This window comes from Mesorhizobium sp. B1-1-7 (genome assembly GCF_006442705.1).
Taxonomy (GTDB): Bacteria; Pseudomonadota; Alphaproteobacteria; order Rhizobiales; family Rhizobiaceae; genus Mesorhizobium; species Mesorhizobium opportunistum.
In genome coordinates, this window is record NZ_VFWQ01000017.1 from 90,122 (window position 1) to 114,873 (window position 24,752).

25 protein-coding genes are annotated in these 24,752 nt (G+C 64.7%); 12 read left to right on the forward strand and 13 right to left on the reverse strand.

Annotated features, from left to right (window positions below; genetic code table 11):
- Positions 1–9: 9 nt before the first annotated feature.
- Both FJ978_RS26105 and FJ978_RS26110 read right to left on the reverse strand, forming a co-directional pair.
- Complete coding sequence (locus tag FJ978_RS26105; RefSeq protein WP_140575100.1) at positions 10–591, reverse strand: YceI family protein; 582 nt, start codon at positions 589–591, stop codon at positions 10–12.
- Positions 592–632: 41 nt separating this feature from the next.
- On the reverse strand, positions 633–1,526 hold the full coding sequence (locus FJ978_RS26110) for a hypothetical protein (RefSeq protein ID WP_140575103.1): 894 nt from the start codon (positions 1,524–1,526) through the stop codon (positions 633–635).
- A 311-nt stretch (positions 1,527–1,837) separates the two neighbouring features.
- On the opposite strand from FJ978_RS26110, the gene FJ978_RS26115 reads away from it, so the two are divergent.
- From FJ978_RS26115 to FJ978_RS26125, 4 genes are all read left to right on the forward strand, one after another.
- Complete coding sequence (locus FJ978_RS26115; RefSeq protein WP_140575106.1) at positions 1,838–3,340, forward strand: aldehyde dehydrogenase family protein; 1,503 nt, start codon at positions 1,838–1,840, stop codon at positions 3,338–3,340.
- 1 nt (position 3,341) lies between these two features.
- Positions 3,342–4,928 carry a GMC family oxidoreductase N-terminal domain-containing protein gene (locus tag FJ978_RS26120; protein WP_140575108.1) on the forward strand — a complete coding sequence of 529 codons (1,587 nt, stop codon included), beginning with the start codon at positions 3,342–3,344 and terminating at the stop codon, positions 4,926–4,928.
- A 248-nt stretch (positions 4,929–5,176) separates the two neighbouring features.
- Positions 5,177–5,335, forward strand: a complete 159-nt coding sequence (locus FJ978_RS32875) for a hypothetical protein (RefSeq protein WP_181176839.1) — start codon at positions 5,177–5,179, stop codon at positions 5,333–5,335.
- Complete coding sequence (locus FJ978_RS26125) at positions 5,322–6,533, forward strand: alpha-D-ribose 1-methylphosphonate 5-triphosphate diphosphatase (RefSeq protein WP_013894194.1); 1,212 nt, start codon at positions 5,322–5,324, stop codon at positions 6,531–6,533. The genes FJ978_RS32875 and FJ978_RS26125 overlap by 14 nt, the downstream gene beginning before the upstream one ends.
- 123 nt (positions 6,534–6,656) lie before the next feature.
- Here FJ978_RS26125 and FJ978_RS26130 read toward each other — a convergent pair whose 3' ends face one another.
- On the reverse strand, positions 6,657–6,857 hold the full coding sequence (locus tag FJ978_RS26130; protein ID WP_140575110.1) for a hypothetical protein: 201 nt from the start codon (positions 6,855–6,857) through the stop codon (positions 6,657–6,659).
- A 77-nt stretch (positions 6,858–6,934) separates the two neighbouring features.
- Positions 6,935–7,165 carry a hypothetical protein gene (locus FJ978_RS26135; protein WP_140575114.1) on the reverse strand — a complete coding sequence of 77 codons (231 nt, stop codon included), beginning with the start codon at positions 7,163–7,165 and terminating at the stop codon, positions 6,935–6,937.
- 262 nt (positions 7,166–7,427) lie between these two features.
- Between FJ978_RS26135 and FJ978_RS26140 the strand changes: the two genes are divergently transcribed.
- The 5 genes from FJ978_RS26140 (at position 7,428) to FJ978_RS26160 (ending at position 13,444) form a co-directional block, all read left to right on the forward strand.
- On the forward strand, positions 7,428–8,417 hold the full coding sequence (locus FJ978_RS26140; RefSeq protein ID WP_140575117.1) for a substrate-binding domain-containing protein: 990 nt from the start codon (positions 7,428–7,430) through the stop codon (positions 8,415–8,417).
- Positions 8,414–9,418, forward strand: coding sequence for an ABC transporter permease (locus FJ978_RS26145; protein ID WP_140575121.1), 1,005 nt, complete (start codon positions 8,414–8,416; stop codon positions 9,416–9,418). The genes FJ978_RS26140 and FJ978_RS26145 overlap by 4 nt, the downstream gene beginning before the upstream one ends.
- On the forward strand, positions 9,415–10,179 hold the full coding sequence (locus FJ978_RS26150; protein ID WP_013894190.1) for an ATP-binding cassette domain-containing protein: 765 nt from the start codon (positions 9,415–9,417) through the stop codon (positions 10,177–10,179). Before FJ978_RS26145 ends, FJ978_RS26150 begins: the two co-directional genes overlap by 4 nt.
- 38 nt (positions 10,180–10,217) lie before the next feature.
- Positions 10,218–11,300, forward strand: a complete 1,083-nt coding sequence (locus FJ978_RS26155) for a Gfo/Idh/MocA family oxidoreductase (RefSeq protein ID WP_140575123.1) — start codon at positions 10,218–10,220, stop codon at positions 11,298–11,300.
- A gap of 119 nt (positions 11,301–11,419) precedes the next feature.
- Positions 11,420–13,444, forward strand: a complete 2,025-nt coding sequence (locus FJ978_RS26160; protein WP_140575126.1) for an amidase — start codon at positions 11,420–11,422, stop codon at positions 13,442–13,444.
- Positions 13,445–13,592: 148 nt separating this feature from the next.
- Here the strand turns inward: FJ978_RS26160 and FJ978_RS26165 are convergent, their stop codons facing one another.
- From FJ978_RS26165 to FJ978_RS26175, 3 genes are all read right to left on the reverse strand, one after another.
- Positions 13,593–13,937 (reverse strand): hypothetical protein, encoded by a 345-nt coding sequence (locus tag FJ978_RS26165; protein ID WP_140575129.1) that lies wholly within the window; start codon positions 13,935–13,937, stop codon positions 13,593–13,595.
- A 61-nt stretch (positions 13,938–13,998) separates the two neighbouring features.
- The gene (locus FJ978_RS26170) at positions 13,999–14,646 is read right to left on the reverse strand and encodes a ThuA domain-containing protein (protein WP_140575132.1); all 648 of its coding nucleotides are present in this window, start codon (positions 14,644–14,646) and stop codon (positions 13,999–14,001) included.
- A 45-nt stretch (positions 14,647–14,691) separates the two neighbouring features.
- Positions 14,692–15,714 carry an LLM class flavin-dependent oxidoreductase gene (locus FJ978_RS26175; RefSeq protein ID WP_013894186.1) on the reverse strand — a complete coding sequence of 341 codons (1,023 nt, stop codon included), beginning with the start codon at positions 15,712–15,714 and terminating at the stop codon, positions 14,692–14,694.
- 135 nt (positions 15,715–15,849) lie between these two features.
- On the opposite strand from FJ978_RS26175, the gene FJ978_RS26180 reads away from it, so the two are divergent.
- From FJ978_RS26180 to FJ978_RS26190, 3 genes are all read left to right on the forward strand, one after another.
- On the forward strand, positions 15,850–16,935 hold the full coding sequence (locus FJ978_RS26180; protein ID WP_140575134.1) for a CaiB/BaiF CoA-transferase family protein: 1,086 nt from the start codon (positions 15,850–15,852) through the stop codon (positions 16,933–16,935).
- A gap of 15 nt (positions 16,936–16,950) precedes the next feature.
- Positions 16,951–17,442: a peptide deformylase gene (locus FJ978_RS26185; protein ID WP_140575137.1), complete on the forward strand. Its 492-nt coding sequence runs from the start codon at positions 16,951–16,953 to the stop codon at positions 17,440–17,442.
- Positions 17,443–17,586: 144 nt separating this feature from the next.
- Entirely contained in the window at positions 17,587–18,813 is a 1,227-nt protein-coding gene (locus FJ978_RS26190) for an FAD-dependent oxidoreductase (RefSeq protein ID WP_140575140.1), read from the forward strand.
- Positions 18,814–18,830: 17 nt separating this feature from the next.
- Here FJ978_RS26190 and FJ978_RS26195 read toward each other — a convergent pair whose 3' ends face one another.
- The 6 genes from FJ978_RS26195 to FJ978_RS26220 all read right to left on the reverse strand — a co-directional run bounded on the left by FJ978_RS26195 (position 18,831) and on the right by FJ978_RS26220 (position 24,748).
- Positions 18,831–19,892: an ABC transporter ATP-binding protein gene (locus FJ978_RS26195; protein WP_140575143.1), complete on the reverse strand. Its 1,062-nt coding sequence runs from the start codon at positions 19,890–19,892 to the stop codon at positions 18,831–18,833.
- A 10-nt stretch (positions 19,893–19,902) separates the two neighbouring features.
- Complete coding sequence (locus FJ978_RS26200) at positions 19,903–20,715, reverse strand: carbohydrate ABC transporter permease (RefSeq protein WP_013894181.1); 813 nt, start codon at positions 20,713–20,715, stop codon at positions 19,903–19,905.
- Positions 20,715–21,590 carry a sugar ABC transporter permease gene (locus FJ978_RS26205; RefSeq protein WP_246678208.1) on the reverse strand — a complete coding sequence of 292 codons (876 nt, stop codon included), beginning with the start codon at positions 21,588–21,590 and terminating at the stop codon, positions 20,715–20,717. The genes FJ978_RS26200 and FJ978_RS26205 overlap by 1 nt, the downstream gene beginning before the upstream one ends.
- A 75-nt stretch (positions 21,591–21,665) precedes the next feature.
- Entirely contained in the window at positions 21,666–22,958 is a 1,293-nt protein-coding gene (locus FJ978_RS26210) for a sugar ABC transporter substrate-binding protein (protein ID WP_013894179.1), read from the reverse strand.
- Positions 22,959–23,021: 63 nt separating this feature from the next.
- Positions 23,022–24,044 (reverse strand): Gfo/Idh/MocA family oxidoreductase, encoded by a 1,023-nt coding sequence (locus FJ978_RS26215; RefSeq protein WP_013894178.1) that lies wholly within the window; start codon positions 24,042–24,044, stop codon positions 23,022–23,024.
- Complete coding sequence (locus tag FJ978_RS26220; protein WP_013894177.1) at positions 24,041–24,748, reverse strand: N-acetylmannosamine-6-phosphate 2-epimerase; 708 nt, start codon at positions 24,746–24,748, stop codon at positions 24,041–24,043. The genes FJ978_RS26215 and FJ978_RS26220 overlap by 4 nt, the downstream gene beginning before the upstream one ends.
- Positions 24,749–24,752 lie beyond the last annotated feature (4 nt).

Sequence of the window (24,752 nt, forward strand, 5' to 3'; positions counted from 1 at the left end):
GTTCGCCAGCTACTTCTTGACCGCCTCGATGTCGATGACGATGTCGACATCGGGACCGAGACCGAAACCGGCGGCTGCCTTGGCCATCGGGAAGTCGGCGGTGCTGACTTTTCCGGTGGCGGTGAACGCGGCCTTGGTCAGCGTCGCGTCCCACGGCGCCGGCGCCTCGTTGACCAGCGTCACGTCGAGCGTGATCTCCTTGGAGACACCGCTGATGTTGAGATTGCCTGATACCTTGCCGGTCTTGTCGCCGACCTTCTCGACCTTGGTGCTTTCGAAGGAGATCGCCGGGAATTCGGCGGCGTTGAAGAAGTCGGGGCCTTTCAGATCGCTGTCGCGCTGATCATAGGCGGTGTGCACCGAGCCGACATCGATCTCGGCCTTGACGCTGCTTTTGGACGGATCGGCCTTGTCCATGACGATGGCGCCCTTTACGGCATCGAACTGTCCATGCGCGATGCCATAGATGCCGTGTTTGATGGTGAAGGTGACCCAGGCGTGCTGGCCGTCGATCTCATAAGTGTCGGCACGTGCTGCAGACGCGAATGCGCAGCAGGCAAAGGCCATGGCCGTCAGTTTTCCTATCGTCACGTATCTCTCCCCATTGTTGGTTGTCGTTCTTTGAATCCGGCTCAGGAAAAGCCGAGGGCGGCTCCATGCGGCGCCCACAGGACCGCCGTCAGGATGGCCAGCATCGCCGGTATGGCGATCAGCAGACCGGCAATCAGCGGCCGCAAGGGCCGGACGCCAGGAAGAAGACCCCGCAGCGCGCCGGGCATCAGGGCGGCCAGGATTAGCGGTAAGGGCGAAAGCACGAGCGCCGCCGGGTTCGCCTTTGGCGCCAGCAGCGCCACCTGGATCAGCACCGTGGCGGCGGCGAAGATGAGGAGCAGCCCGTTGCCTTTGCTCCAGGCGACGGCGGTGCCGCCCCGCAACACCGCGATATACTGGACAAGGCACCAGCCGCCTGCGAGCGCGGCGAGCGATCCCAGCAATTGCCCGGTGACGATCGAGGCGCCGAGCACCGAGATGATGGCGCCGGCCAGGCACAAAGCGAGCATCGCCGCTGGCACCAGGAACGGCTCCTCGACGGCAGGCGATGGCGAGACCTTCAAGGACATCAGCATCGCGCTGCCGACGATGGCCAGCAGGCCGGCGACGAGGGCGGCGACCATTTGCGGATCGAGCGAACCGCCGGCAATGCGGCGCCAGCCAAGCCACAGCAGGGCGGCCGCAAGGACGATGACGATGAGCACGCTCGTCATGGGGGCACTCAGCAGGCGTTCGGGCAACAGGCCGATGACGATGCCGGCAAAGGCGAGATAGATCAGCTTCTGGCTAGCCGCGACCGGCGGCACCACAGGTGGGCCAAGCGTGTTCCAGTAGAAGAACAGCAGCAAGCCGGCCCATAGCAGCGAAAGCACCGGCGCCGGCAGTGCGCCCCTTGCCAACAGCGCCATCACCATGCCTAGCACAAGCGGCAGCGCCGCCGTGGTGACCATCGGATTGCCCAGCAATGCGCTCAACTACTCTCCTCCGAGCCGGCCCCTCACCCAGCCATCGCTTCGCCCAACTCTCCTCTCCCCGAGGCGAGAGGAGAGTTGCGACGTCGCCGCCTTCTCCCCGCGGGGAGAAGGCGGGATGAGGGGGGCGGAGCGGCAAGACCGGGTTGGCGATGATCCGTTCTTCAATCTTGACCGGCGAAGGACCGAGCGTCTTGTCCGAGCGGGAACTTTGTTTTGACTGAGCGCGCACTCGCACTGCCTTTGGCTTGAAGCAGGCCGATGCGCTCCATAATCCTCGGCCGGGATGTTCATCAGCAATCGAGGAGGATGGCGTGAACGAGAGAACCGTGCCGCCGATCAGCCCTGCCGCCGCCGCTTTCCTGGCGCGTCCGCACCGTCCCTTCATCAATGGCCGCTTCGTCGAGGGCCTCGCCGGTGACGGCCTCGCTGTCGACGATTCCGCCTCCGGCGAGATCGTCGCGCACGTGCCGGAAAGTGGCCCCGAACTGGTCGACCAGGCGGTGCGCGCGGCGCGGGCCGCGCTCGATGGACCATGGGCATCGATGCGGCCGGTCGACCGCCAGAATTTGATGCTGAGGCTTGCCGACGCCGTCGAGGCCGATGCCGACCTGCTGGCCGAAATCGAAAGCATCGAGAACGGCAAGTCGCTCGGCGTCGCCCGCATGCTGAGCGCGGCCGGCACCGTGGACTGGCTGCGCTATTATGCCGGCTGGGCGACCAAGATCGAGGGCTCGACCTTCCAGGTCTCCATTCCCGTGCCGCCCGGTGCGAAACATCAGGCGATGACAGTGATGGAGCCGGTCGGCGTCGTCGGCGCCATCGTGCCGTGGAATTTCCCGCTGCTGATCGGCATGTGGAAGATCGCGCCAGCGCTCGCCTGCGGCTGCACCGTGGTGCTGAAGCCGCCGCAGGAAACCCCGCTCGGCCTGCTCCGGCTCGCCGAGCTGATCGAGGCATCGGGTTTTCCGCCCGGCGTCGTCAACATCGTCACCGGCAGCGGCTCCGTCACCGGCGAAGCGCTGATCCGCCATCCCGGCATCGACAAGCTGACCTTCACCGGCTCGACGGAAGTGGGAAAACGCGTCGGCCATGCCGCCGTCGAACGCGTCGCCCGTTTCACGCTGGAACTCGGTTCGAAATCGCCGATGATTCTGCTTGCCGACATGGAGGAAGGCGTCGAGCCTTTGGTCGCGGGCCTCGGCATGTTCTTCAACCAGGGCCAGGTCTGCACCTCGGCCTCACGGCTCCTGATCGAGAAGTCGATCTACGACCGCACGCTGGCGCGGCTGGCCGAGATCGCCGACGGCATGACGCTGGGCGCCGGGCGCGACGCCGATGCGCAAATCAACCCGCTGGTCTCGGCCAAGCACAAAACAAGCGTCGAGGGGTTTGTCCAGCGTGGGCTGGCGGCCGGCGTCGAACGGGTCAGCGGCGCGCGGCCGGTGCCGGCCAGGGGCCATTATGTGGCGCCGACCATCCTGCACAATGTCCGACCCGATATGGAGATCGTGCGCGAAGAAGTGTTTGGGCCGGTGGTGGCGGCGATGCCGGTCGCCGATCTCGACGAGGCGATCCGCATCGCCAACGACACGCGCTACGGCCTGTCGGCCTCGATCTGGACCCGCGACATGGGCAAGGCGATGACCGCCATCCATGGCCTCAAGGCCGGCACGGTATGGGTCAATTCGCACAACACGCTCGACCCCGCAGCACCCTTCGGCGGTTTCAAGCAGTCCGGCATAGGCCGCGAGCATGGCCGCGCCGCCATCGACGGCTATCTCGAAACCAAGACCGTCATCATGCGCTACGCCTGACATGAGCGGAGAGTACGACTACATCATCGCCGGCGCCGGCTCGGCCGGCTGCACGCTGGCCAACCGGCTGGTCAATGCGGGCAAGCGCGTGCTGATCGTCGAGGCCGGGCCTGCCGACAACACGCGGCTCATCGACATGCCCGCCACCTTCGCCAAGGTGATCGGCACGGCGCGCAGCTGGATCTACGAATCCGAGCCCGAGCCGAGCGTCGGCGGACGTCGGCTGCCGGTGCCGCAGGGCCGCACGCTGGGCGGCGGCTCTTCCATCAACGCCATGCTCTATGTCAGGGGCCAGCCGCAGGATTACGATGGCTGGCGCGACCTCGGCTGCACCGGCTGGGGCTGGGACGAGGTGTTGCCGGTGTTCCGGCGGCTGGAGCGCAACGAGCGGCTGGCCGGCGAACGCCACGGCACCGAGGGACCATTGCCCGTCTCCGATCCACGCCACCGCCATCCGCTGTCGTTGGCCTATGTGCAAGCCGCGCAACAGGCCGGTTATCGCTACAATGACGACTTCAACGGAGCGCAACAGGAAGGCGTCGGCTTCTACCAGACGACGACCGCGAACGGCGAACGCCAGTCAGCGGCTAAAGTGTTCCTGAGGCCGTTGGCCGGCAACGCCAACCTCACCGTGGTCACCGAAGCGCTGGTCACCGGCGTGACACTGGAAAACGGGGCGGCAAGCGGCCTCGCCTACACCACTTCGGACGGCCGCAACCATACAGCGACGGCAGGGGCCGAGGTGATCCTCACCGCCGGTGCGCTGGCGACGCCGAAGCTGATGATGCTGTCGGGACTGGGACCAGCCGAACATCTGGCCGGGCTCGGTATTCCCGTCATCCGCGACATGCCATCGGTCGGCCGCGACCTGCAGGATCATGTCGCGGCGCCCGTCTATGCATTGACACGTCGACCGATCTCGCTGCTCGGGCAGGATCGCGGCCTGAAGGCACTGCGCCACGGCATCCAGTACCTGCTATTTCGCAGCGGTCTGCTCACTTCCAACGTGGTCGAAAGCGGCGGCTTCTTCGACACTGACGGCGACGGCCGGCCCGATGTCCAGTTCCACGTCCTGCCGGTGATGATCGAAAGCGCCGAGCATGGTTCGATCGAGCGCCACGGCATGGAACTCAACCCCTGTGTCCTCCGGCCAAAGTCGCGCGGCACGGTCGGCCTGCGCTCACGTGATGCCGCCGACCCGATCCGCTTCACCACCGGCTTCCTGTCCGATCCCCATGATCTCGCTCTGCTGCTCGCCGGCATGAAGATTGCCCGCAATATCCTGCGCCAGCCTGCCCTGCAGGCCGTGGTCGCCGAGGAACTGTCGCCGGGTGACGATGCGGATCTTTCCGACCAGACGATTACAGACCACATCCTCGAACGCGCCAAGACCGTCTATCACCCCTGCGGCACCTGCCGGATGGGCACCGACGACGGCGCGGTGGTCGATCCGCAATTGCGCGTGCGCGGCGTACCGCGCCTGCGCATCTCAGACGCCTCGATCATGCCGCGTCTGATCAGCGGCAACACCAACGCGCCCGTGATCATGATCGCTGACCGCTGCGCCGATTTCATCCTGGGCGGGTAAGCGGCCGTTCACCTTGGCTTTTGCCGCCTGCGGCAGCACGCTCGAAAGCTGCACGCGCTCGCTGATCCGTTGATGGCCGCCAGCCTGCTGTCCGTGGTGCCGGTCCTGGTGCTATTCCTGGCCGCGCAGGCGAAAAGTGAGCTCCGGGCGCGCGCATCACCTATTCCGCTTTCATGTAAATGTCATAAAAATCAAATGGAAACCGGCATTCGGGTGAACTAGAAACATCGGGATGTCCTGGAGAGATCGTGATCGAAGCGGCGGCAAGCCGGCGCACCGTCGCGATGATCGGCGCCTTCCATCACCCGACGATGTCGCCGAGCTTGTCGCCACCGAAATTCACTTTGAAACCATTTCCCATCTTGAAAACCGCTTCCTTGCAAGAAACATCACATGTGGCTGAGTGACTTCGAAATTGTCCTGCGCGACCGCGTCGTTGCCAATGGCGCCGTCAGGATCGAAAACGGCCGGATTGCCGAAATCCGTGACGAGCCTGTCGAGAATGCCGACATCGAAGGTGGCGGCCGCCTGCTCCTGCCGGGCTTCATCGACATGCATGGCGACATGGTGGAGAAGGAAGTCGAGCCGCGCACCGGCGTCCACGTGCCGATGCGGATCGGCATTGCCGAGCTCGACAAGAAGCTCGCCTCCTGCGGCGTGACGACGGCCTATGCCGCGCTCTCCTTCATCGGCGCCAGCGTCACCAGCGGCGTGCTGCGCTCGGAAGATCATACGTCCGATATCATCGAGACTATCGCCGGGATGAAGGACGATCTGCTTGTCGATCATCGCATCCATGCCCGATTCGAGGTCACCTTCACGCCCGCGATCGCCATGCTGCAAAGGCTGATGGATGCAGGCAAGCTGCACCTCATCTCCTTGATGGACCACACGCCCGGACAGGGACAATACCGCGACGTCGAACTCTACATCGCCCGCATCGCCAAGGAGCGTGGCATGTCCGTTGCCATGGCCTCCGAGATCGTCGGACAGCGGATGGCCGGCCGCGAGGGCCAGGGCGATGTACTCAACGCGCTGCAGGATCTGTCGGCCCGCGCCCGCGCCTGCGGCATCGTGCTTGCCTCGCATGACGACGACACGCTGGAAAAGGTGGAACTGGTCCATGGCCTGGGCGCCGTGCTCAGCGAATTCCCGGTGACGCTCGAAGCGGCGCAGGAAGCCCGCCGGCTCGGCATGCACACCGCAATGGGCGCGCCCAACGCGCTGCGCGGAGTCTCCTATTCCGGCAATCTTTCCGCCCGGCGGGCCTATGAGGCGGGATTGCTCGACATGCTGGCCAGCGACTACCATCCAGCCTCGATCCTGCCGGCCGTGCTTGGTCTGGCACAGGTGCGCGACGGCGGCCTCGCGGCGGCGGCCGCGCTGACAAGCGCCAACCCGGCCGCGGCGCTCGGGCTCACCGATCGCGGCGCCATCGAGCCGGGGCTTCTGGCCGACCTGGTTGTTGCCGACCGCCAGCCGGTGGCACGTGTCCGCGCCACCTTCCGCGCCGGCCGCATGATCTACGGCGACGGCACGCTTGCGCCAGCCCTCAAGGCAGAACGTTTCGAAGAGGCCGCCACTGGCCGTTACCGGCTGGCCTGAGGCGCTTTTCCTGGAATTGCCTCAGAGCAGTTCACCGTTTAACGGAAACGGTGAACTGCTCTAACTCTTTGTTTTGACGCAATTCCAGACGGAAAACCGTTTCACACTTTTCCTGGAATTGCTCTAGAGATCGAGCACCACCATCATGCCGCGCACCTCTGCCATTTCCAGCAGCAGATCCTGCAGGCTCTCGACGGTCAGCGCGACACCGGTTATCGCCAGCAACTCCGCGATACTCTCCTTCATCGAAATGACGGCCACCCCGGTTTTTTTGGAAAGCACCCGTCCGATGGCTGCGCGGATATGGGCATTCTGTTCAGGCATGATCTCCTCTCATGCTGCGAGATCGGCACGGTTTCCCCCGACAATATGCCTTTGACGCAACTTCCGCGAGCTTTTGCTTACGTCTGCAATCCATCTTGTTGATGATCGTCCAAATCATCTCGTCGACCGTCATCTGGGCCGGAATTGGCATCGTCATGGGCTCGACAGCCGCTCAGCATCGAGAGCGACGGCAACATCGGCTCACCCAGTGCCTTTTTGGCGGCCACGATTTTTGCCGGCAGTGAGCAACTGATCGCAGGGCATGCGACCGGCACGTGGACCACGTCGCCGAAATCACTGCGCACCATTTTAAATCTTGACGCGTGTCAATTTTTTATAAAACATGCGGAAATGCTGACGGGGCTAGGTCAGCACTCTGGGAGGAGAAATGCCTGGCATGAAAACGGTCCCGACCGGGCCCGGACTCCGAGAAACGCATGGCGCTCGCCGGCTGTCGGTCGCGACGTTGCCAATGCCGGCCAGGCTCTCGCAGCCCCAGCCACAGGGCACGCCGTGCGCAACGGCTTGCCAATGAGACATGATCAGACAATCAAAAGGTGGAGGAACAGAATGCGCATCTTCAACGGCCTTGCGCTCAGCGCGGGTCTGCTGGCAACAATCGCTTCGGTGCCGGCCCATGCCGAGGACGCGGCAAAGGTCGCGGCCATCGTCAAAGGCCTCGATAACCCCTTCTTCCAGACCATGCAGAAGGGCATCGAGGAGCAGGCCAAGGCAAGCGGCGTCAATGTCAGCGTCCAGGCTGCCGCCAACATGGGCGACGCCACCGGCCAGGCTGACCGCCTGACCGCCATGGCCATGCAGGATTTCGGTTGCTACCTGGTCAACCCGATCAGCGTCTCCAATCTCGTCCAGGCGCTGGTGCCGGTCGCCCAGAAGAAGAAGCCGATCGTCAACATCGACTCGACCATCGACGCCGAACAGGCCAAGGCCGCCGGCTTTGCCGTCTCGACCTATATCGGGACCGACAACGTCGCCGCCGGCGCGTTGGCCGGCGAGGAAATGTTGAAGCTGGTGCCGAAGGGCTCGAAGGTCGCGCTGATCGCCGGCATCGTCGGCGACGTCGGCTCCAATGCCCGCATCAAGGGCTTCAAGCAGGCCGTCGAAGGCAAGCTCGAGGTCGTGGTGATGGTCAGCGCCGATTGGGATCGCGAGAAGGCGCTGACGGCGGCCACCGACATCCTCGCCGCGCATCCGGATCTCGCCGGCTTCTTCGCCGCCAACGATATCATGGCGCTCGGTGTCGAACGCGCCGTGCAGACTTCGGGCAAGGACGTCAAGGTGATCGGCCTCGACGGCATCGTCGATGCGCTGAAATCGATCGCCGCTGGCGAACTCTCCGCCACCGTCGCCCAATATCCCTATGTCGTCGGCGCCATGGGCCTCGAAGCTTGTGCCGTCGCCGCCAAGGGCAAGGAACTGCCAGCCAATGTGCCGGCGCCGGTGCTGCTCATCAACAAGGACAATGCCGAGGCCTCGATCAAGAATTTTCCGCGCCCCGGCGGCGACTATCCCGATCCCTTCCGCGAGATGCTGAAGTGAGCAGTTCCAACAACAACGCGCCCGCCGCCCATTCGGCGGGCGCGGCGGAGGAGAGCCGCCCCTCCCTGTCGGCTCTCCTCCTGGATCCCTCCTTCTGGGCCGACTGGGCGTCCGTCGTCGGCCTGGTCGGTCTCGTCATCGTCTTCGGCATCGCCCAGCCGGTCTTCCTCAGCATCGCCAATCTGCAGGCACTGCTGCTGGCGGCGTCCATCCTGGTCGTACTGTCGATCGGCCAGACCTTTGTCGTCGCGACCTCAGGCATCGACCTGTCGCTGGCGGCGGCCGTCATGCTCGGCGCCATCGTCCTCGGTCTGGTCAATGCGGCGGGCTACGGCATCTTCATCGCCTGCGTGCTCTGCGTGCTGGCCACCAGCGCCATCGGTTTCCTCAACGGCCTCATCATCACCGCCGGTAAAATCCCCGATTTCGTGGTGACGCTCGGCACGCTGTCGGCCATCACCGGGCTCGGCCTGATCCTGTCGGGCGGCGAGCCGACCATGGTCGGTTCGACCTTCCTGCTCAGGCTTGCCTCAGGTTCCTTCGGCCCATTCGGCTATCCGGTCTGGGTGGCGATAGCGGCGGTCGTCGCAGCGCATGTCGCGCTCTACCACACGCGCTTCGGCGTCCATCTCCTGGCGACCGGAGGCCAGGTCGAAAGCGCCGGCGCGCTCGGCATCCGCACCAATCGGGTCAAGATCGCCGCCTACACCATCTCGGGCCTGTGCGCCGGCATCGCGGCAATCCTCCTGGTGGCGCGCATCGGCTCGGCCGAACCGCAGATCAACACCAGCCTGCTTTTGAATTCGGTGGCCGCGGTGGTGCTGGGCGGCGTCAGCCTGTTTGGCGGCCGTGCCAGCATACTTGGCCCGGCCATCGGCGCGCTGATGCTGACCGCACTGGTCAACGGGCTGACGCTGCTTAGCGTTTCGGCCTTCTACCAACCGCTTGCCGTGGGTGCCATCGTGGTGCTGGCGGCGCTGATCATGCGGTACCAGAAATGAGCGCGGTCCTCCCCTTCCCCGCCTCGGACGCGATCATCGCCTGCCAGGACCTGAGCAAGCATTTCGGCGGCGTGCGCGCCTTCACCGATGTCGCCTTCCAGGCGCGCCGCGGCGAAGTCACCGCCGTCATCGGTGACAACGGAGCCGGCAAGTCGACGCTGATCCGCTGCCTGGTCGGCGTGCATGTGCCGGATGCCGGCTCGATCGTCTTCGACGGCCGCCAGCATCCCTTCTCCAACCCGGACGGAGCACGTAAGGCCGGCATCGAGACCGTGCACCAGAACCTGGCGCTGATCGACGAACTGACGGTGGCGCAAAACCTGTTCCTCAACCGCGAGCTCGTGCGCCGCATCGGCCCTTTCGCGTTCCTAGACCGCAAGGCGATGAAACGCGAGGCGCGCTCCATGCTGTCACGCCTGTCGATCAACGTGCCGTCGATCAACCAGCGCGTGCGCCGTCTGTCGGGCGGCCAACGGCAGGCGATCTCGATCTGCCGCGCCGTCGGCTCCGGCGCCAAGCTGGTGGTGATGGACGAGCCGACCGCGGCGCTCGGCGTGCAAGAGACCGCCAATGTCGAGGCGCTGATCCGGCGCCTGCGCGAACAATCGGTCTCGGTCATCCTGGTCAGCCACAATTTCGATCAGGTGCGCCGCCTGTCCGACCAGATCTGGGTGATGCGGGCGGGCAAGATGGCGGCAACGGTGCGCGCAGCGGAAACCACCGGCAACGAACTCGTCGCGCTGGTCACCGGCGCGGCGTGAGCTTCGAACAACAGTCTTGAAATCAGGGGAGTTTGAGAGTGGCACCACTTCGTGTCGGACTTGTGGGTCTTGGAGAAGTCGCTCAGTCGATCCATCTGCCCGTTCTGGCGGATCAGCGCGACCGCTGGGCGATCGCGGGCGTCCATGACGTGTCGCCAAGCCTGGTGGCGCTGATCACCTCCCAATATGCGCCGGCAAAAGCCTACGACTCGGCCGAGGCGCTGATCAATTCACCCGACATCGACGTGGTGTTCGTGCTGTCGTCTGACGACACTCACAGCCGCTTCGTGCGCGCCGCGATTGCCGCCGACAAGCACATCCTGCTGGAAAAGCCGGCTTGCCTGACGGTGCGCGAGATCGATGAGTTGCTGGCACTGATGCCGGCCTACCAAAAGACCCTGTTCGTCGGCTACATGCGCCGCTACGCGCCGGCCTATCTGGCGGCCAGGGACGAGCTTCCCGCCCACGCCGACATCACCCATGTCCGCATCTTCGACCTGATTTCGGAGGGCCGGCACTTCCTCAAGAAGAGCCGGAACGTCCTTTATCCCGACGACATCGACCCTGCCCTCCTCGCGCGAGGCGCCAGGGAACGGGATGCGCTGATCCGTGAAGTCGTCGGCGCCGACGCGCCCGCAGACCTGGTGCGCGCCTATCGCGGGCTGACGGCGCTGTCCTCGCACCACATCTCCGCGATGCGCGGGCTCATCGGCGAGCCAGCGCGCGTCGTCGCCGCGCACCGCACCAATGGTGGTGCCAACACATCCGTCACCTTCGATTACGGCCATTTCGCCTGTCTCTATGACGCGGTGGTCGACGATCTCGGCCTGTTCGATGCCATGATCGAGGTGCGCTCCAACACCAGGCGCGTGCGCATCATCTACGACACGCCCTATATCCGCAGCCTGCCGACCCGGCTGGAGGTGACAGAGGCCGGCCCGCTCGGCCCGGTGACGAAAAGCTTCGGGCCGCTCTATGGCGACGCCTTCTCCAACGAGCTGGAGATTTTCCATCGCCACATCACCGAAGGCACCAAGCCTTTGACCGACCTCGCCGACTCGCGCCGCGACCTGGCGCTGATGGCCGGGATCATCGAGCGCATGAAGGAGAGCGCTGCCTGAGCGTGGCGGACAGGTCGGCCGCAGGAACAACATCTTCCGACAAAGACTGCTGATTGGCTCTTGCCGAAGCTGGCCGCCTCGCTCATCCATGGCGTGGGAACGACCGCCAGGGACCATTGATGACCGATGCCAGCCTTCACATCGTCGAAGCGACGATCGAACAATTGCGCCGCGCGCTCGATGAGGGCACGGTCACCAGCGTCGAGCTGGTCGCGGCCTATCTGCGCCGCATCGCGCATTTCGACCGCCACGGCATCAGCCTCAACGCCGTCCCCGTGCTCAACCCCGACATGTTCGAGGAGGCCGCCGCTTCCGACCAGCGGCGAAGCGATGGTGCCACGCTCGGGCCGCTGGATGGCATCCCCTACACCGCCAAGGATAGCTACAAGGTCAAAGGCCTGACGGTCGCCGCCGGCTCGCCGGCCTTCGGGCATCTCGTCGCCAATGAGGACGCCTTCACCATCGCGCGGCTCAGGGCCGGCGGCGCGGTGCTGATCGGCCTGACCAACATGCCGCCGATGGCCAATGGCGGCATGCAACGCGGCGTCTATGGCCGTGCCGAAAGCCCCTACAATGCCGACTATCTGACCGCCGCCTTCGCGTCGGGCTCGTCGAACGGTTCGGGCACCGCGACCGCTGCCAGCTTCTGCGCCTTCGGGCTCGGCGAGGAAACCTGGTCATCCGGCCGCGCGCCGGCCACCAACAACGCGCTGGTTGCTTACACGCCCTCGCGCGGCGTAATCTCCGTGCGCGGCAACTGGCCGCTGGTGCCGACCATGGATGTCGTCGTGCCGCACACGCGGACCGTGAACGATATGCTGGAGCTGCTCGACGTCATCGTGGCCGACGATCCCGAGACGCGAGGCGATTTCTGGCGCGCGCAGCCCTGGGTCAAGCTGCCGAAGAGCTCCGAAATGCGGCCGCAACGCTACACCGAGCTATCGCTTGCAGGATCACTGAAAGGCATGCGGCTCGGCGTGCCCCGAATGTATATCGGCCGCGACAGCCGCGCCGACCGGCCGATCGAAACCCGGGCCTCCGTGCTTGCCCTGTGGGAACAGGCGGCGGCCGATCTCAAACGGCTGGGCGCCGAGGTGGTGGAAGTCGATTTTCCCGTCGTCTCCAACTATGAGCGCGACCGCCCCGGCACGCGCACCATGGTCGAGCGCGGGCTGGTGCCGAAAGAATTCGCCGACCGCGAAATCTGGGACCTCTGCATCTGGGGCTGGGACGACTTTTTGCGCGCCAATGCCGACCCTGACATTCCCGACCTCGCCTCGGTCGATGGCCCGAAAATCTTCCCGCAGCCGCCAGGCACATTGGCCGACCGCTATGAAGGCGGCTTCGATGTCGCGGAGTATGTCGAGCGGGCGAAAGTCGGCGTCACGCCCTTCAGGGATATCCCGACGATGGAGGATGGTCTCAAGGGCCTTGAAGCGACACGGCGCATCGATTTCGAGGATTGGCTCGATGCACAAGGCATCGACGCCGTGGTGCTGCCCGCCGCCGCCGATGTCGGCCCGGCCGATGCCGACGTCGACGAGGCGTCCGCCGCCCTCGCCTGGCGCAACGGCACCTGGGTCGCCAACGGCAATCTGGTCTGGCGCCATTTCGGCATCCCGACCGTCACCGTGCCGATGGGCACGATGGCCGACATCGGCATGCCGGTCGGCCTGACCTTCGCTGGCAAGGCCTATGATGATGAACGCTTGCTGCGCATGGCCGGAGATTTCGAACGCGCCACGCAGCGCCGCATGAGTCCGCCACGCACACCTGAATTGGCCGATGACGTGTTTTCGGATCGGCCCGCCCGGTGTGGCGACGGCAAGGCGCCACCGCTTGTCATCGCGCTTGCCGCCGAGACGCGTTCTTCGGGCGATCAGGACGAGATATCCATCACTGTCGACCTGCGCGGCGACGCGGAGGCGGAGAATGCCAGCGTCAAGGTGCATATCAACGGCGAGCCTGTCGCATTGCAGCGAAGCGGCGCGCGCCTAGTCGGGCGTGCGCTCGTTCCGGCCGCCGAGCATCAGCGGTTCCACAGCGTCTGGCGCGGCCCGTATGGCTCGATCATCACGGCGGTGGTGCGGCTGGAGGATGGGCGAAGCGCTGGCGCCTATGTGGTTGTGGGCGGGATCAGGTGAGGGTCTCAGCGTCCCCGGCTTCGTCATCCTAGGGTCTCCGCGACGGAGCTTCGCTCCTGCTACGCCCTAGGATGACGAAGTCAGGAGCCTATGGATAGTCGCACAAGTGCCGTCAATGACAATCGCGAACCCGGGAGCGCCGCCCCGGTCAGCCACCGGCCGAGCGTCTCGCCACAAAGGCCAGGTCCCGCTGAATGACATCCCGCTTGTCTTGCGACAGACCGGCAAGCAGCTTTTCATCGAGATACCCTGCTCGAATAAGCTGCGCGAACACGAAGAGAAGCTGCGAATAGCGATAGTCGAACGTGCGATCGATTTGCCGTCGCTGTTCACGCAAATAGTCTTCGATCTCCCACATATCGGAGGGCTGCGTCACCGCACTCGCCTTGCTTTTGAAGTCGGCCATCGTCTTTGCGAGCGCCGCCTCAAGGGCGGTATCGAAGGCATGGCGCGCGAGCTTCTTTTCGGATCCGGACCACTCGAAATCACTCATTGGATATCTCCATGGATGCCCTGTGAATTCGGCCCAGATTTTCACGAAAACGCGCTCGCTGCTACCCCCGCGCCGCCCACACCAAACCGCGCTCCACAATCAGCGCCATTTCCGGCACCGCGAACTCATCCGCCGTGTGTCCAAGAGAACTGTAAAACACCCTGCCCGAACCATACCGGCGCTTCCAGACCACCGGCATGACGACGCCGCCAATACCCGGAAAATGCGTGTCAGTGAAAGTGGTCGTCGCCAGCACTTCGTTGCTTGGGTCGACATGCATGTAATACTGCTCCGACCGGTAGGCGAAATCGCCGACGCCTCTGGTGATCGGATCGTCCGGCCGGGTGATGACGACTTGGTAGCCGATAATGTCGCCGGGATGCGCGACCCATTGACCGCCGGTCATGAACTGATAGTCGGGCTCGTTGCGAAAACTGTCGCCCATCGTGCCGTGGAAACCGCCTAACCCGCTTCCCCCGCGAACCGCCTGCGTCAGGTTCTGCAACTCGGCCTTTTCGATCTTCGACATGGTGATAACAGGTACGATGAGATCGAATGACGACAACTCCGGATCTGCAAACATCGCCGTGCCCTGGCCCAGCGTGACGGCGAAACCGTTGCGCTCGAGCAGGGCCCGGATGACATTGGCGCTGCGCTCCGGCGTATGGCCTTCCCAACCGCCCCAGGCAATCAAGGCTTTCTTCGCCATCGCGTGAATCTCCTCTCCTCAGTTGTCGCTATCTTGGCGCTCTTGTCACCGCCAACCCAGCCCAGGCGCGACATGGGTCAGGATTGCTTCGATGACGTGGGCGTTGTAGTCGACGCCGAGCTGGTTGGGCACGGTGAGCAGCAGCGTGTCGGCCTCGGCGATCGCCTCGTCCTGCGCCAATTCCTTGATCAGCACATCCGGCTCGGCCGCGTAGCTGCGCCCGAAGATCGCCCTGGTATTCTCCTCGATGAAGCCGATCTGGTCGCGGCTCTCATTGCCGCGCCCGAAATAGGCGCGGTCACGGTCGTCGACCAGCGCGAAGATGCTGCGGCTGACCGAGACGCGCGGTTCGCGCTCATGGCCGGCCGCTTTCCACGCCTCACGATAGATCCGGATCTGCTCGGCTTGCTGGATGTGGAAGGGCTTGCCCGTCTCATCGAACTTGAGCGTCGAGCTCTGCAAATTCATGCCCAGTTTCGCCGCCCATTCCGAAGTGGCGTTGGTGGCCGCACCCCACCAGATGCGCTCGCGCAGGCCTTCCGAATGCGGCTCCAGCCTGAGCAGGCCGGGCGGGTTGGGGAACATCGGCCGCGGATTGGGCTGTGCAAAGCCCTCGCCGCGCAGCGTGTCGAGGAAGACCTCGGCGTGGTGCCGCGCCATGTCGGCGTCGCTTTTGCCTTCCGGCGGCACATAGCCGAAATAGCGCCAGCCATCGATTACCTGCTCGGGCGAGCCGCGACTGATGCCGAGCTGCAACCGCCCGCCAGCGATGATGTCGGCGGCACCGGCATCTTCGGCCATGTAGAGCGGGTTCTCGTAGCGCATGTCGATGACCGCCGTGCCGATCTCGATGCGGCTGGTCTTGGCGCCGACGGCCGCCAAAAGCGGGAATGGCGAGGCGAGCTGGCGGGCAAAGTGGTGCACGCGAAAATAGGCGCCGTCGGCGCCAAGCTGCTCGGCGGCGACGGCAAGATCGATGGATTGCAGAAGCGCATCGCTCGCCGAGCGCACCTGCGATTGCGACGAGGGCGTCCAATGCCCGAATGACAGGAAACCGATTTTTTTCATGGTCCTGAAGTATATGCCGGCGGCACGTGCTTCAATGCCAAAACGGCAGGGTTACACACCGTCGCCCTGCACGGTACCAAAAGCAGGCGATACCAAAAGTGCGCGATGCCGAGCCTGAACGCCATGGAGGGCGGAATGCTGAAGGGAACCCGCATCGTCGAGATCGAGGCGCTCGGGCCAGCCCCCTTTGCCGGCATGCTCTTTGCCGATCTCGGCGCCGATGTCATCGTCGTCCACCGCAAGCAGGCGCCGATGCCCGGCGTCCCCGAACGCTCGCTGCTCGATCGCGGCAAGCGCTCGATCGCGCTGGACCTCAAGGATGCCGCCGACGCCGCCGTGCTGATGCGCCTGATCGCCACCGCCGATGGATTGATCGAGGGTTTCCGGCCCGGCGTCATGGAACGTCTCGGGCTCGGCCCGAATGCCTGCCTCGCCGTCAACCCGAAGCTGGTTTACGGCCGGATGACAGGCTGGGGCCAGGATGGCCCGCTCGCCCGCACCGCCGGTCACGACATGAACTATATCGGCGTGTCCGGTGCGCTCTGGTACGGCTCCTTGCCAGGAGAGGTGCCTATGTCGCCGCCGACGCTGGTCGGCGACATAGGCGGCGGCGCGCTCTATCTGGTGATCGGCATGCTCGCCGCCATCATGAACGCGCGCGCCGGTGGCAAAGGCAGCGTCGTCGACGCGGCGATCGTCGACGGCTCGGCCCACATGATGAACCTGTTGATGTCGCTTGCCCCATCCGGCGCGCTCGCCGCCGAGCGCGGCCAAAGCCTCCTCGACGGGCCGCATTGGTGCCGCGTCTACCGCACCGCGGATGGCGGCTTCATCAGCGTCCAGTGCATCGAGCCGAAATTCTATGCGCTGTTCCTCGACCGGCTTGGCCTCGCCGCCGATCCGGAATTCGCCAACCAATTCGACCGCGATCTCTGGCCGGAGCTCGGCAACCGGCTGGCGGCGATCTTTGCAGAGAAATCTCGCGGCGAATGGGTCAAGCTGTTCGAAGGGTCGGACGCCTGCGTCGGGCCGGTACTTGGCCCGTGGGAGGCAGCACTGCATCCGCACATGGCCGCCCGCGGTACATGGCTGACGGTGGACGGTGCTCTTCAAGCGGCGGCGGCCCCGCGTTTTTCGGCAAGGGCGCGTTGCTCGCCTGCCGGAAGCCCGGCGCGTGGCGAACACGATGCGGAAATCCGTGCTTGCCTAGCCGAATCGTGACGTAGGAGGAGCTCCATGGCGGTTCGGCCGATCATAACGTTCCCCAATCCCCTCCTCCGCGCGGTGGCGGAACTATTCGACAGCGACTTGCACAGTTTGGCCGACGACCTCATCGATACCATGCACGCGGCGCCCGGGATCGGCATCACCGGCCCGCATATCGGCATTTTGAGACGCCTGGTGGTGATCCAGCTGCCTTCCGCCGCAAAGCCGGCGCTCTACGTCAATTCATCTGTTATCCAGGCCTCGACCGAAATGATCCGTCATGCGGAAGGCAGCGTTTCGATGCCCGGCGTCACCGAGGATATCGAGCGACACGCGCGCATAATCGTTCGCTATCAGGATCTGGATGGCAATGAGCAGTTCGAGAACGCCGATGGTCTGCTGGCGGTTTGTCACCAGCATGAGATCGATCAGCTCGACGGGCTCTTCTGGACGCACAGGCTGACGCGCCTGAAGCGCGATCGGCTGGTCAAGCGCTATGGCAAACTCATGCGAGCCTCGTAGACGCCACGGAAAATCGTAAAGAACGGGCCTTGGTCCGGCAAAATTGTGCCGTGCTGATTGCGTGGCAGCCGGAAGCTCTTGAATGCGGCCCTTCATTCTCGTATACGAGTATACGAGAATGAAGGCATTGATGGAGGGATCACGATGGCCATCGTCAGGGATTTCGGCAAGGCGCCGGTGGACGCCCTGGTCATCGGCGGCGGCATTGCCGGCTGCACGCTTGCCTATGAACTGGCCCGCCGGGGCCTCAAGGCGACCATCATCGAGCAGAGCATGATCGCGGCGGAATCCTCGGGGCGGAACACCGGCACCCTGCTCAGCGGCCCGCAGAGAGAAGTGGTCGAACTGTTGGACGCCAGCGTCGCGATCTATGCCGAGCTTGCCGACGGACCCGTTCCCTTCGAATTCGCGGCAATCGCGCATCTGCTGATCTCCGACGATGAGGCGAGTTTCGAAGCCGCTGCCGCGGTGGCGGACCGCTACCGGGCGGCGGGCGTACCGATGGAAAAGATCATGGGCAAGGATCTGGCGCGCGACCATCCGCGCATCGGCTTCAAGGTGGCCGGCGGCTACAGCGTCGGCCGCGCATGGACGCTGGAGCCGATGGGAGCGACACACGCCTTCGCCCATGCCGCCCGCGAGGCCGGAGCGACGATCCGGACAGGCCTGCGCGTCGCCCAGATCTTCTCCAGGGGCGGCAAGGTGCAGGGCGTGCTGACCGACCAGGGCATCGTTCCCGCCGATCTCGTCTTCATCGCCAACGGACTGTGGATGTCGGACCTTCTGCGGCGCACCGTGGGCGATGGACCGCTGCCCGGCCTGCCCCTAACCGCCGGACGCGGCTGGCTGATCCAACTGGGCAAGCTCGACTTCGAATTGCCCTGGATCGTCGAGGAACTGACCTGGCCGGATCAGGAGGAACTCGGCCGGCGCATGAGGCTCGATGGCCTCGCCGATGTCGCCGCCCAGCGCGACGACCAACCGGCCGTCGAGGCCATCTGCCTCAACCCGATGCGCGGCGGCGATGCCAGGCTCGGCGCCTCCGTCCAGCCCGCCTTTCGCGACCTCGTCCGCAACACCGACATGGCAAGCCGTATCGCCGGCCGCACGCTGCGCATGTTGCCCGGTCTCGGCTCTCCGCAGGTCAAGAACGTCTATCCCGGAAACAGACCGATGCTGTCCGACGGCCTGCCGGTCGCTGGCCGGACCGCTGTCGAGGGGCTGTTCGTGCATGGCGGCATGGGCTCGATCGGCATGCATGCCGCACCCGCCACCGCGCGCTGGCTGGTCGACGCGGCGCTGTCGGGCGATGGCAATCCAGCGCAGGAATGGCTGTGCCCGGACCGTTTTCCGGGATGGGGAACGGCCTGAGGCAGCACCAAGCAGGATCAGCGAATGCGCAACCCCTGCGCGTCGAAGATGCGGGTGCGGCTGGGCAGGAAGCGCAGCGTGATCGTCTCGCCGAAACGCGGCTGGTCCTCGCGCCGTTCGGCGACCACCGTTTCGCCGCTGGGCAGCGCGCCGTGCACGTAGGAGGTCGATCCCAGGCGTTCGGTGACATCGACGGCCAGCGCAAGCTCGACGCCCTGCTTTTCATCGAGATGTTCCGGCCTGATGCCCAGGGTAACGTCTTGGCCACTGCCAAGCCGCGTCGTGAGATGAGAGATATCGACCCTGGCATCGCCGACAAGCATGGCTTTCCCGTCCTCGGCCACCTTCGCATTGAGGAAGTTCATGCGCGGCGAGCCGATGAAGCCGGCGACGAAGGCGTTGTCGGGATCGTCGTAGAGCGACAGCGGCGTGCCGATCTGCTCAATCTTGCCGGCTTTCAGCACGACGATCTTGTCGGCCAGCGTCAGCGCTTCGGTCTGGTCGTGCGTCACATAGACCATGGTGCGGCGGATCGACTGGTGCAGGCGCTTGATCTCGGCGCGCAGTTCCGTGCGCAGCGCCGCGTCGAGATTGGAGAGCGGCTCGTCGAACAGGAACAGCCTGGGATCGCGCACCAGTGCCCGGCCGATGGCGACGCGCTGGCGCTGGCCGCCGGACAACTCACGTGGCTTGCGACCCAGCAAGGGTTCGATCTGCAGCAGCTTCGCCACCGCATCGACCTTCTCGCCTGACGTCTTGCGGTCTAGTCCGCGCATCTTCAGCGGAAAGGCAATGTTCTCGGCCACCGACATGGTCGGATAGAGCGCGTAGGACTGAAACACCATCGCCACGTCGCGCTCTCGCGCGGGAAGATTGGTGACGTTGCGGTCGCCGATGACGATGGTGCCGGAATCGATCGGGTTGAGCCCGGCAATCGCATGCAGCAGCGTCGACTTCCCGCAGCCCGAAGGCCCGAGCAGCACGACGAAGGAGCCTTCCTCGACTTCGACCGAGACATCGTCCAGCACGTTGACCGCACCGTAGGATTTCGACACCGACCGTATAGACAAATTCGCCATCGTTTCCCCCTCAGCCCTTCACGCTGCCCAGCGTCATGCCGCGCACGATCTGCCCCTGCACCAGAACGCCAAGCACGATCATCGGCAGCATGATGAGCGTGGCGGCGGCGGTCAGCGCGCCCCACTGGATGCCCTGGAAGGTCAGGAACGAGGTGATGGAGACCGGCAGGGTCTGCGTGTCGCGGCCGGTCAGCACCAGGGCGACGAAGAACTCGTTCCAGGTGAACAGCACACAGAGAATCAGCGTCGCGACGATGCCGCCGCGCGCCGCTGGCAGGTAGACATGCCAGAACACGCTGAACTCACGCGCGCCGTCGACGCGGGCCGCATCGCGCAGCTCCTTCGGGATGTCGTCGAAGAAGGTGATCAGCAGCGAGATGGCGAACGGCACATTGACGAAGGCATAGGCCGCAATCAGCAGCCAGTGCTGGTTGAGCGCGCCGATTCGGGTCGCCAGGTAATACATCGGAATGACGAACAGCAGCGCCGGCGCGATGCGCAGGCTGAGGATGAACTTTTCCTTGGAGCGGCGCAGGTCGCCCGGCTGCTGCGCCAACCCGTAGGCGGCGACCGAGCCGATGGCCACCGCCAGCGCGCTGGACAGGATGGAAATGATGAAGGAGTTGGCAAAGGCGCTGAGGAAGCCGCGATTGGCGAACACCGTGCGGTAGTTGTCGAGCGTCGGGCTGAACAGCCAGACCGGCGGAATGGCGAAGGCGTCGCGCGTCGTCTTGAACGAAGTCACCACCACCCAGTAGAGCGGGAACAGCACCGCCAGCAAAAGCATGAGCAGCCCGACATAGAAAACCGTACGCCGGCCCATCAGCGCTCTCCCGCTTTCGGAAACAGCACGCTGTACATGGTCAGGAGCGCGACATTGGTGAAGATGGTCAGGATGACGGCGATGGCGAGCGCGTAGGAAATGTCGAAATTGGTGAAGGCGACGATGTAGCCGTAATAGTTCAGCGTCTCGGTCGAAAGCGCCGGCCCGCCGCGCGTCATGATGTAGAACAGGTCGAAGGCCTTGATGCTGTCGATCGCCCGGATCAGCGCGACGATGGCGAGCGCCCGGCGCAGCATCGGCAGCAGCACATACCAGGTCACCTGCCATTCGCGCGCGCCGTCGACGCGGGCGGCATTGAGCGGATCGGTGGGTGCCGATTCTAGTGCCGCCATCACCAAGAGGATGACGAAGGGCGTCCACTGCCAGATGTCGGCGATCAGAACCGAAAACAGCGCCCGTTGAGGACTGCCCAGCCAGTCGACCTGGGATATGCCGGCCAGTGACAGAAGATAGTTCGCCATACCGGTGGCGGGATCGAACAGGAAGCGCCAGGTCAGCCCGACGACCACCGGCGTCATGATGATCGGCACCAGAAGCAGCGTCCTCACCAGCCGTTTCATGGCGAAGTCGCGGTCGAGGAAAAGCACGACGGCAAGCCCGAGCGCGATCTCGATCACCGTCGCCAGTGTCGTGAACAGCACCGTGCGCCACAGCGCCGCCATGGCGCGCGGATCGCCGAAGAAGCGCAGGTAATTGTCGAGGCCGACGAACTTTTCCCGTCCGGCGCGCATCAGCGACAGATCGTGCAAAGAAATCCAGATCACGAACAGCGTCAGCGCGACCGAAGCCACGGTCAGGCAGACGATGATCGGCTGGAAGAAATGCCTGGTCGGATCCGATGCTGCTGTCGCCACGGTCTCAATCCACTCGTTGAGGATTTCGCCCTGCCGCGCACAGGGAGCGCACGCGGCAGGGCACGCCTTACCCGCTTATCGGGCGAGCGCGGCGTTGTTGGCCTCGTCCGCCTCCTTCAAGGCATCGACGGCACTGGCCGTGCCGGCAAGCGCCTTGGAGACAGCGATGCCGGTGTTGTTGATGATCTCGTTGGCCTGCTCGACCGTCGGCAGGTATTGCGGATTGCCGGCATTGATGGCGGCGATCATGCCGTCCTTGAAGGCGCCGTAGCGCTTGCCGAATGCCTCGCCGTTCAGCACCGAAAGCGAGGTCACCCCGGAATTCGGATCGGTTTCGATCGCCTTCAGCTGCTGCTCCTTGGCGGTCGCCCAGGCGGCGAACAAAGCCGCCGCTTCCTGGTTCTTCGATTCGGCCGAGACATACATCGAGTGCACGGCGAGCGAGGACGAGCCGCCCTTGGGAGAGGAGGATTTCATCGGCACCGGCACATAGCCGACCTTGCCGACGACCGTGGAGACGGTGGGATCCTCGTTGTAGGCGCCGTTGACGGTGGCATCGAGGGTGATCGCCGCCTTGCCTTGCTGGAACAGCAGTCGGTTTTCTTCCCAGCCGAAATTGGCGACACCAACCGGACCGTAATCCTTCAGCACCTTGGTGAAGGCTTCAAGTGCGGCGGCACCCTCCGGCGTCGCCAGCGCCGACTTGCCGCCGGCGTCGAGGAACGAGCCGCCAAAACCCCACAGATAGGCGGCCCAGACATAGACGCCCTGGATGCCTTGCTGGCCGCGCATGGTGATGCCGGCGATCTGCTTGTTGGTTTTTTCGGAGATCGTCTTGGCAGCATTCTCGATGTCCTCGAACGTCTTCGGCGCCGCAAGTCCGTACTGTTCGAACAGATCCTTGCGGTACATGACAAAGGTGCTCTCGCCGTAGACCGGCAGCCCGTAGACCTTGCCGTCGACCACGTTGGTGTTGAAATAGCCGGGCACGAAATCGGCCCTGTCGAAATTCTCCTTGTGCTTGGCCAGGAAATCGTCGAGCGGCACGACATAGCCCGACTTCACGAAACCCGGCAGGTAGATGATGTTGTTCTGGACGACGTCATAGCGGCCGGACTTGGAGGAGAATTCCAGCAATTCCTTGGCCGTGATGTCTTGCTCGGGTACGATTTCAAGCGCCACGTCGATGCCGGTCACCTGCTTGAATTCCGGCAACAGCCTCTGGATGGCGTCGGTCGTCGGATGGCCTTCGAGCAGCACCGACAGTTGCACCCCGTCGAACGGCTTGTCCTGCGCGAAAGCCGGCAGGGCCGTGGCAAGCGCGGCCGCGGCCACGCCAAGCATCAACACATTGCGTCTGTTAAACATTTCTCGTCTCCCATTGTTGGGCCACGCTGGCCTCGTTTCAAATTCTCTGTGTCTGTTCGAGCATCACGCCTGGCCGAGACGCACGATTTCGCCGCTCTGCGCTGACTGCATCATCGCGAGGGTGAGTTCGAGCGAACGAAGGGCATCGCGGCCGCTGGCGATCGGCATGTCGGCCCCGTCCAGCCAGGCAAGCAGGCCGCCGAGTTGGCGCGCCAGGTCGCCGTCGAGACGGCCGTTGACGACAGGCCAATGCTGGGTGTCGATCTCGCGCGATGTTTCGTTGCTGGCGTAGTAGAGGCCGCTGTCGCCGCACTGGACCTCGAACGAGCCTTCGGTGCCGATCAGCTCCATGCGGGCATCGATCATGTGGCGCGCGCCGGCCGGCAGCGACCAGGCGCTTTCGAAGTTCACCACCGTGCCGCCGGAGAAGCGCACGATCGCGGCCAGGCTGTCCTGCGTGCCCGAGGCGCCGAGCAGAATGTCGGTCTGCTGGGCATAGACCGAAACCGGGTGCTGCCCGTCGAGCATCCACAGCACCATGTCGACGTCGTGCACGGTGACATGCAGCGCCAGCGGCAGCTTGCCGCCATAGCGCTTGGGGCCTTCGGTGCGGGCGCTGTTGCGCCGGGCGTAGATGTGGATCGGCTCGCCGATTTTGCCCGAAGTCATCAATTCCTTGGCCGCCGCATAGCGCGGATCGAAGCGCAGGAGGTAGCCGATGCCGAGTTTGACCTTGGCCGCCTCGCAGGCAGCGATGATGGCTTTGGCATCCTCGATGGTGGAAGAGATCGGCTTCTCGACGAAGATGTTGATGCCGGCCTTGGCCACGGCAACCGCCGGCGCCAGATGCAGGTTGTCGGGCGTGCAGATCGAGACGAGGTCGAGATCGCGTTCGCCCGTCAGCAGCGCCTCATGGCTGGGGTAGACCTTGCAGCCCGGCGCCTTGGCGGCTACAGCGCCGGCCAGTTCCAGGTTGGGATCGACGATCGCCGCCAGTTCGCAGCCGACCATGCCAGCGAAGATGGCGGCGTGCATGGAGCCCATGAAGCCCGCACCGATAACGGCGACGCGGTGGCGCTTGATCATGACTTGTTCCTCTTCAATTGCGGGTCGGCGCTCCACGACGCGACCTTATCGACAAAGCCGCGGGTTATGGCGTCGGGCCGTGTGATGGCACCGCCGACGACGATGAAGCGTGCGCCGAGCTCGAAGCAGCGGACCGCCTCCTGCGGTGTCCAGATGCGGCCCTCGGCGACGAACGGCAGGCCGGCGCCGGCAAGCTGCCCCATCAGCTGGAAATCCGGCCCGCGCTGCTGGTTGGAATAAGGCGTGTAGCCGGCCATGGTGGTGCTGATCAGCGAGGCGCCGGCATCGATGGCGCGCTTGCCCTCGTCGAGCGTGCTGACGTCGCCCATCGACAGGCGCCCCTTGGCAGCAATCGCACCGAACATCGCCTCAAGATCCGTCGGGCGCGGCCGGTTGGTGGCGTCGAGAGCGACGATGTCGGCCCCGGCGTCGATAATCGACGCCACGTTGGCGAGCGTCGGCGTGATGTAGATTTCGGTGTCGGCACGGCGGGCCTTGATCAGCCCGATGATGGGAACGCCGGTGCGCCGGCGGACCGCCTCTATGTTGGCGACGCCCTCGATGCGCACACCGGCCGCGCCGCCAAGGATGACCGACCGGGCAATGGCGGCAATGTGCTCAGGGGCGTCGAGCGGCATGCGGGATTCAGCCTGGCACGAGACGACCAGCATTCCATCGAGCTGAGCAAGTAGATCGCCTTGCACCTGG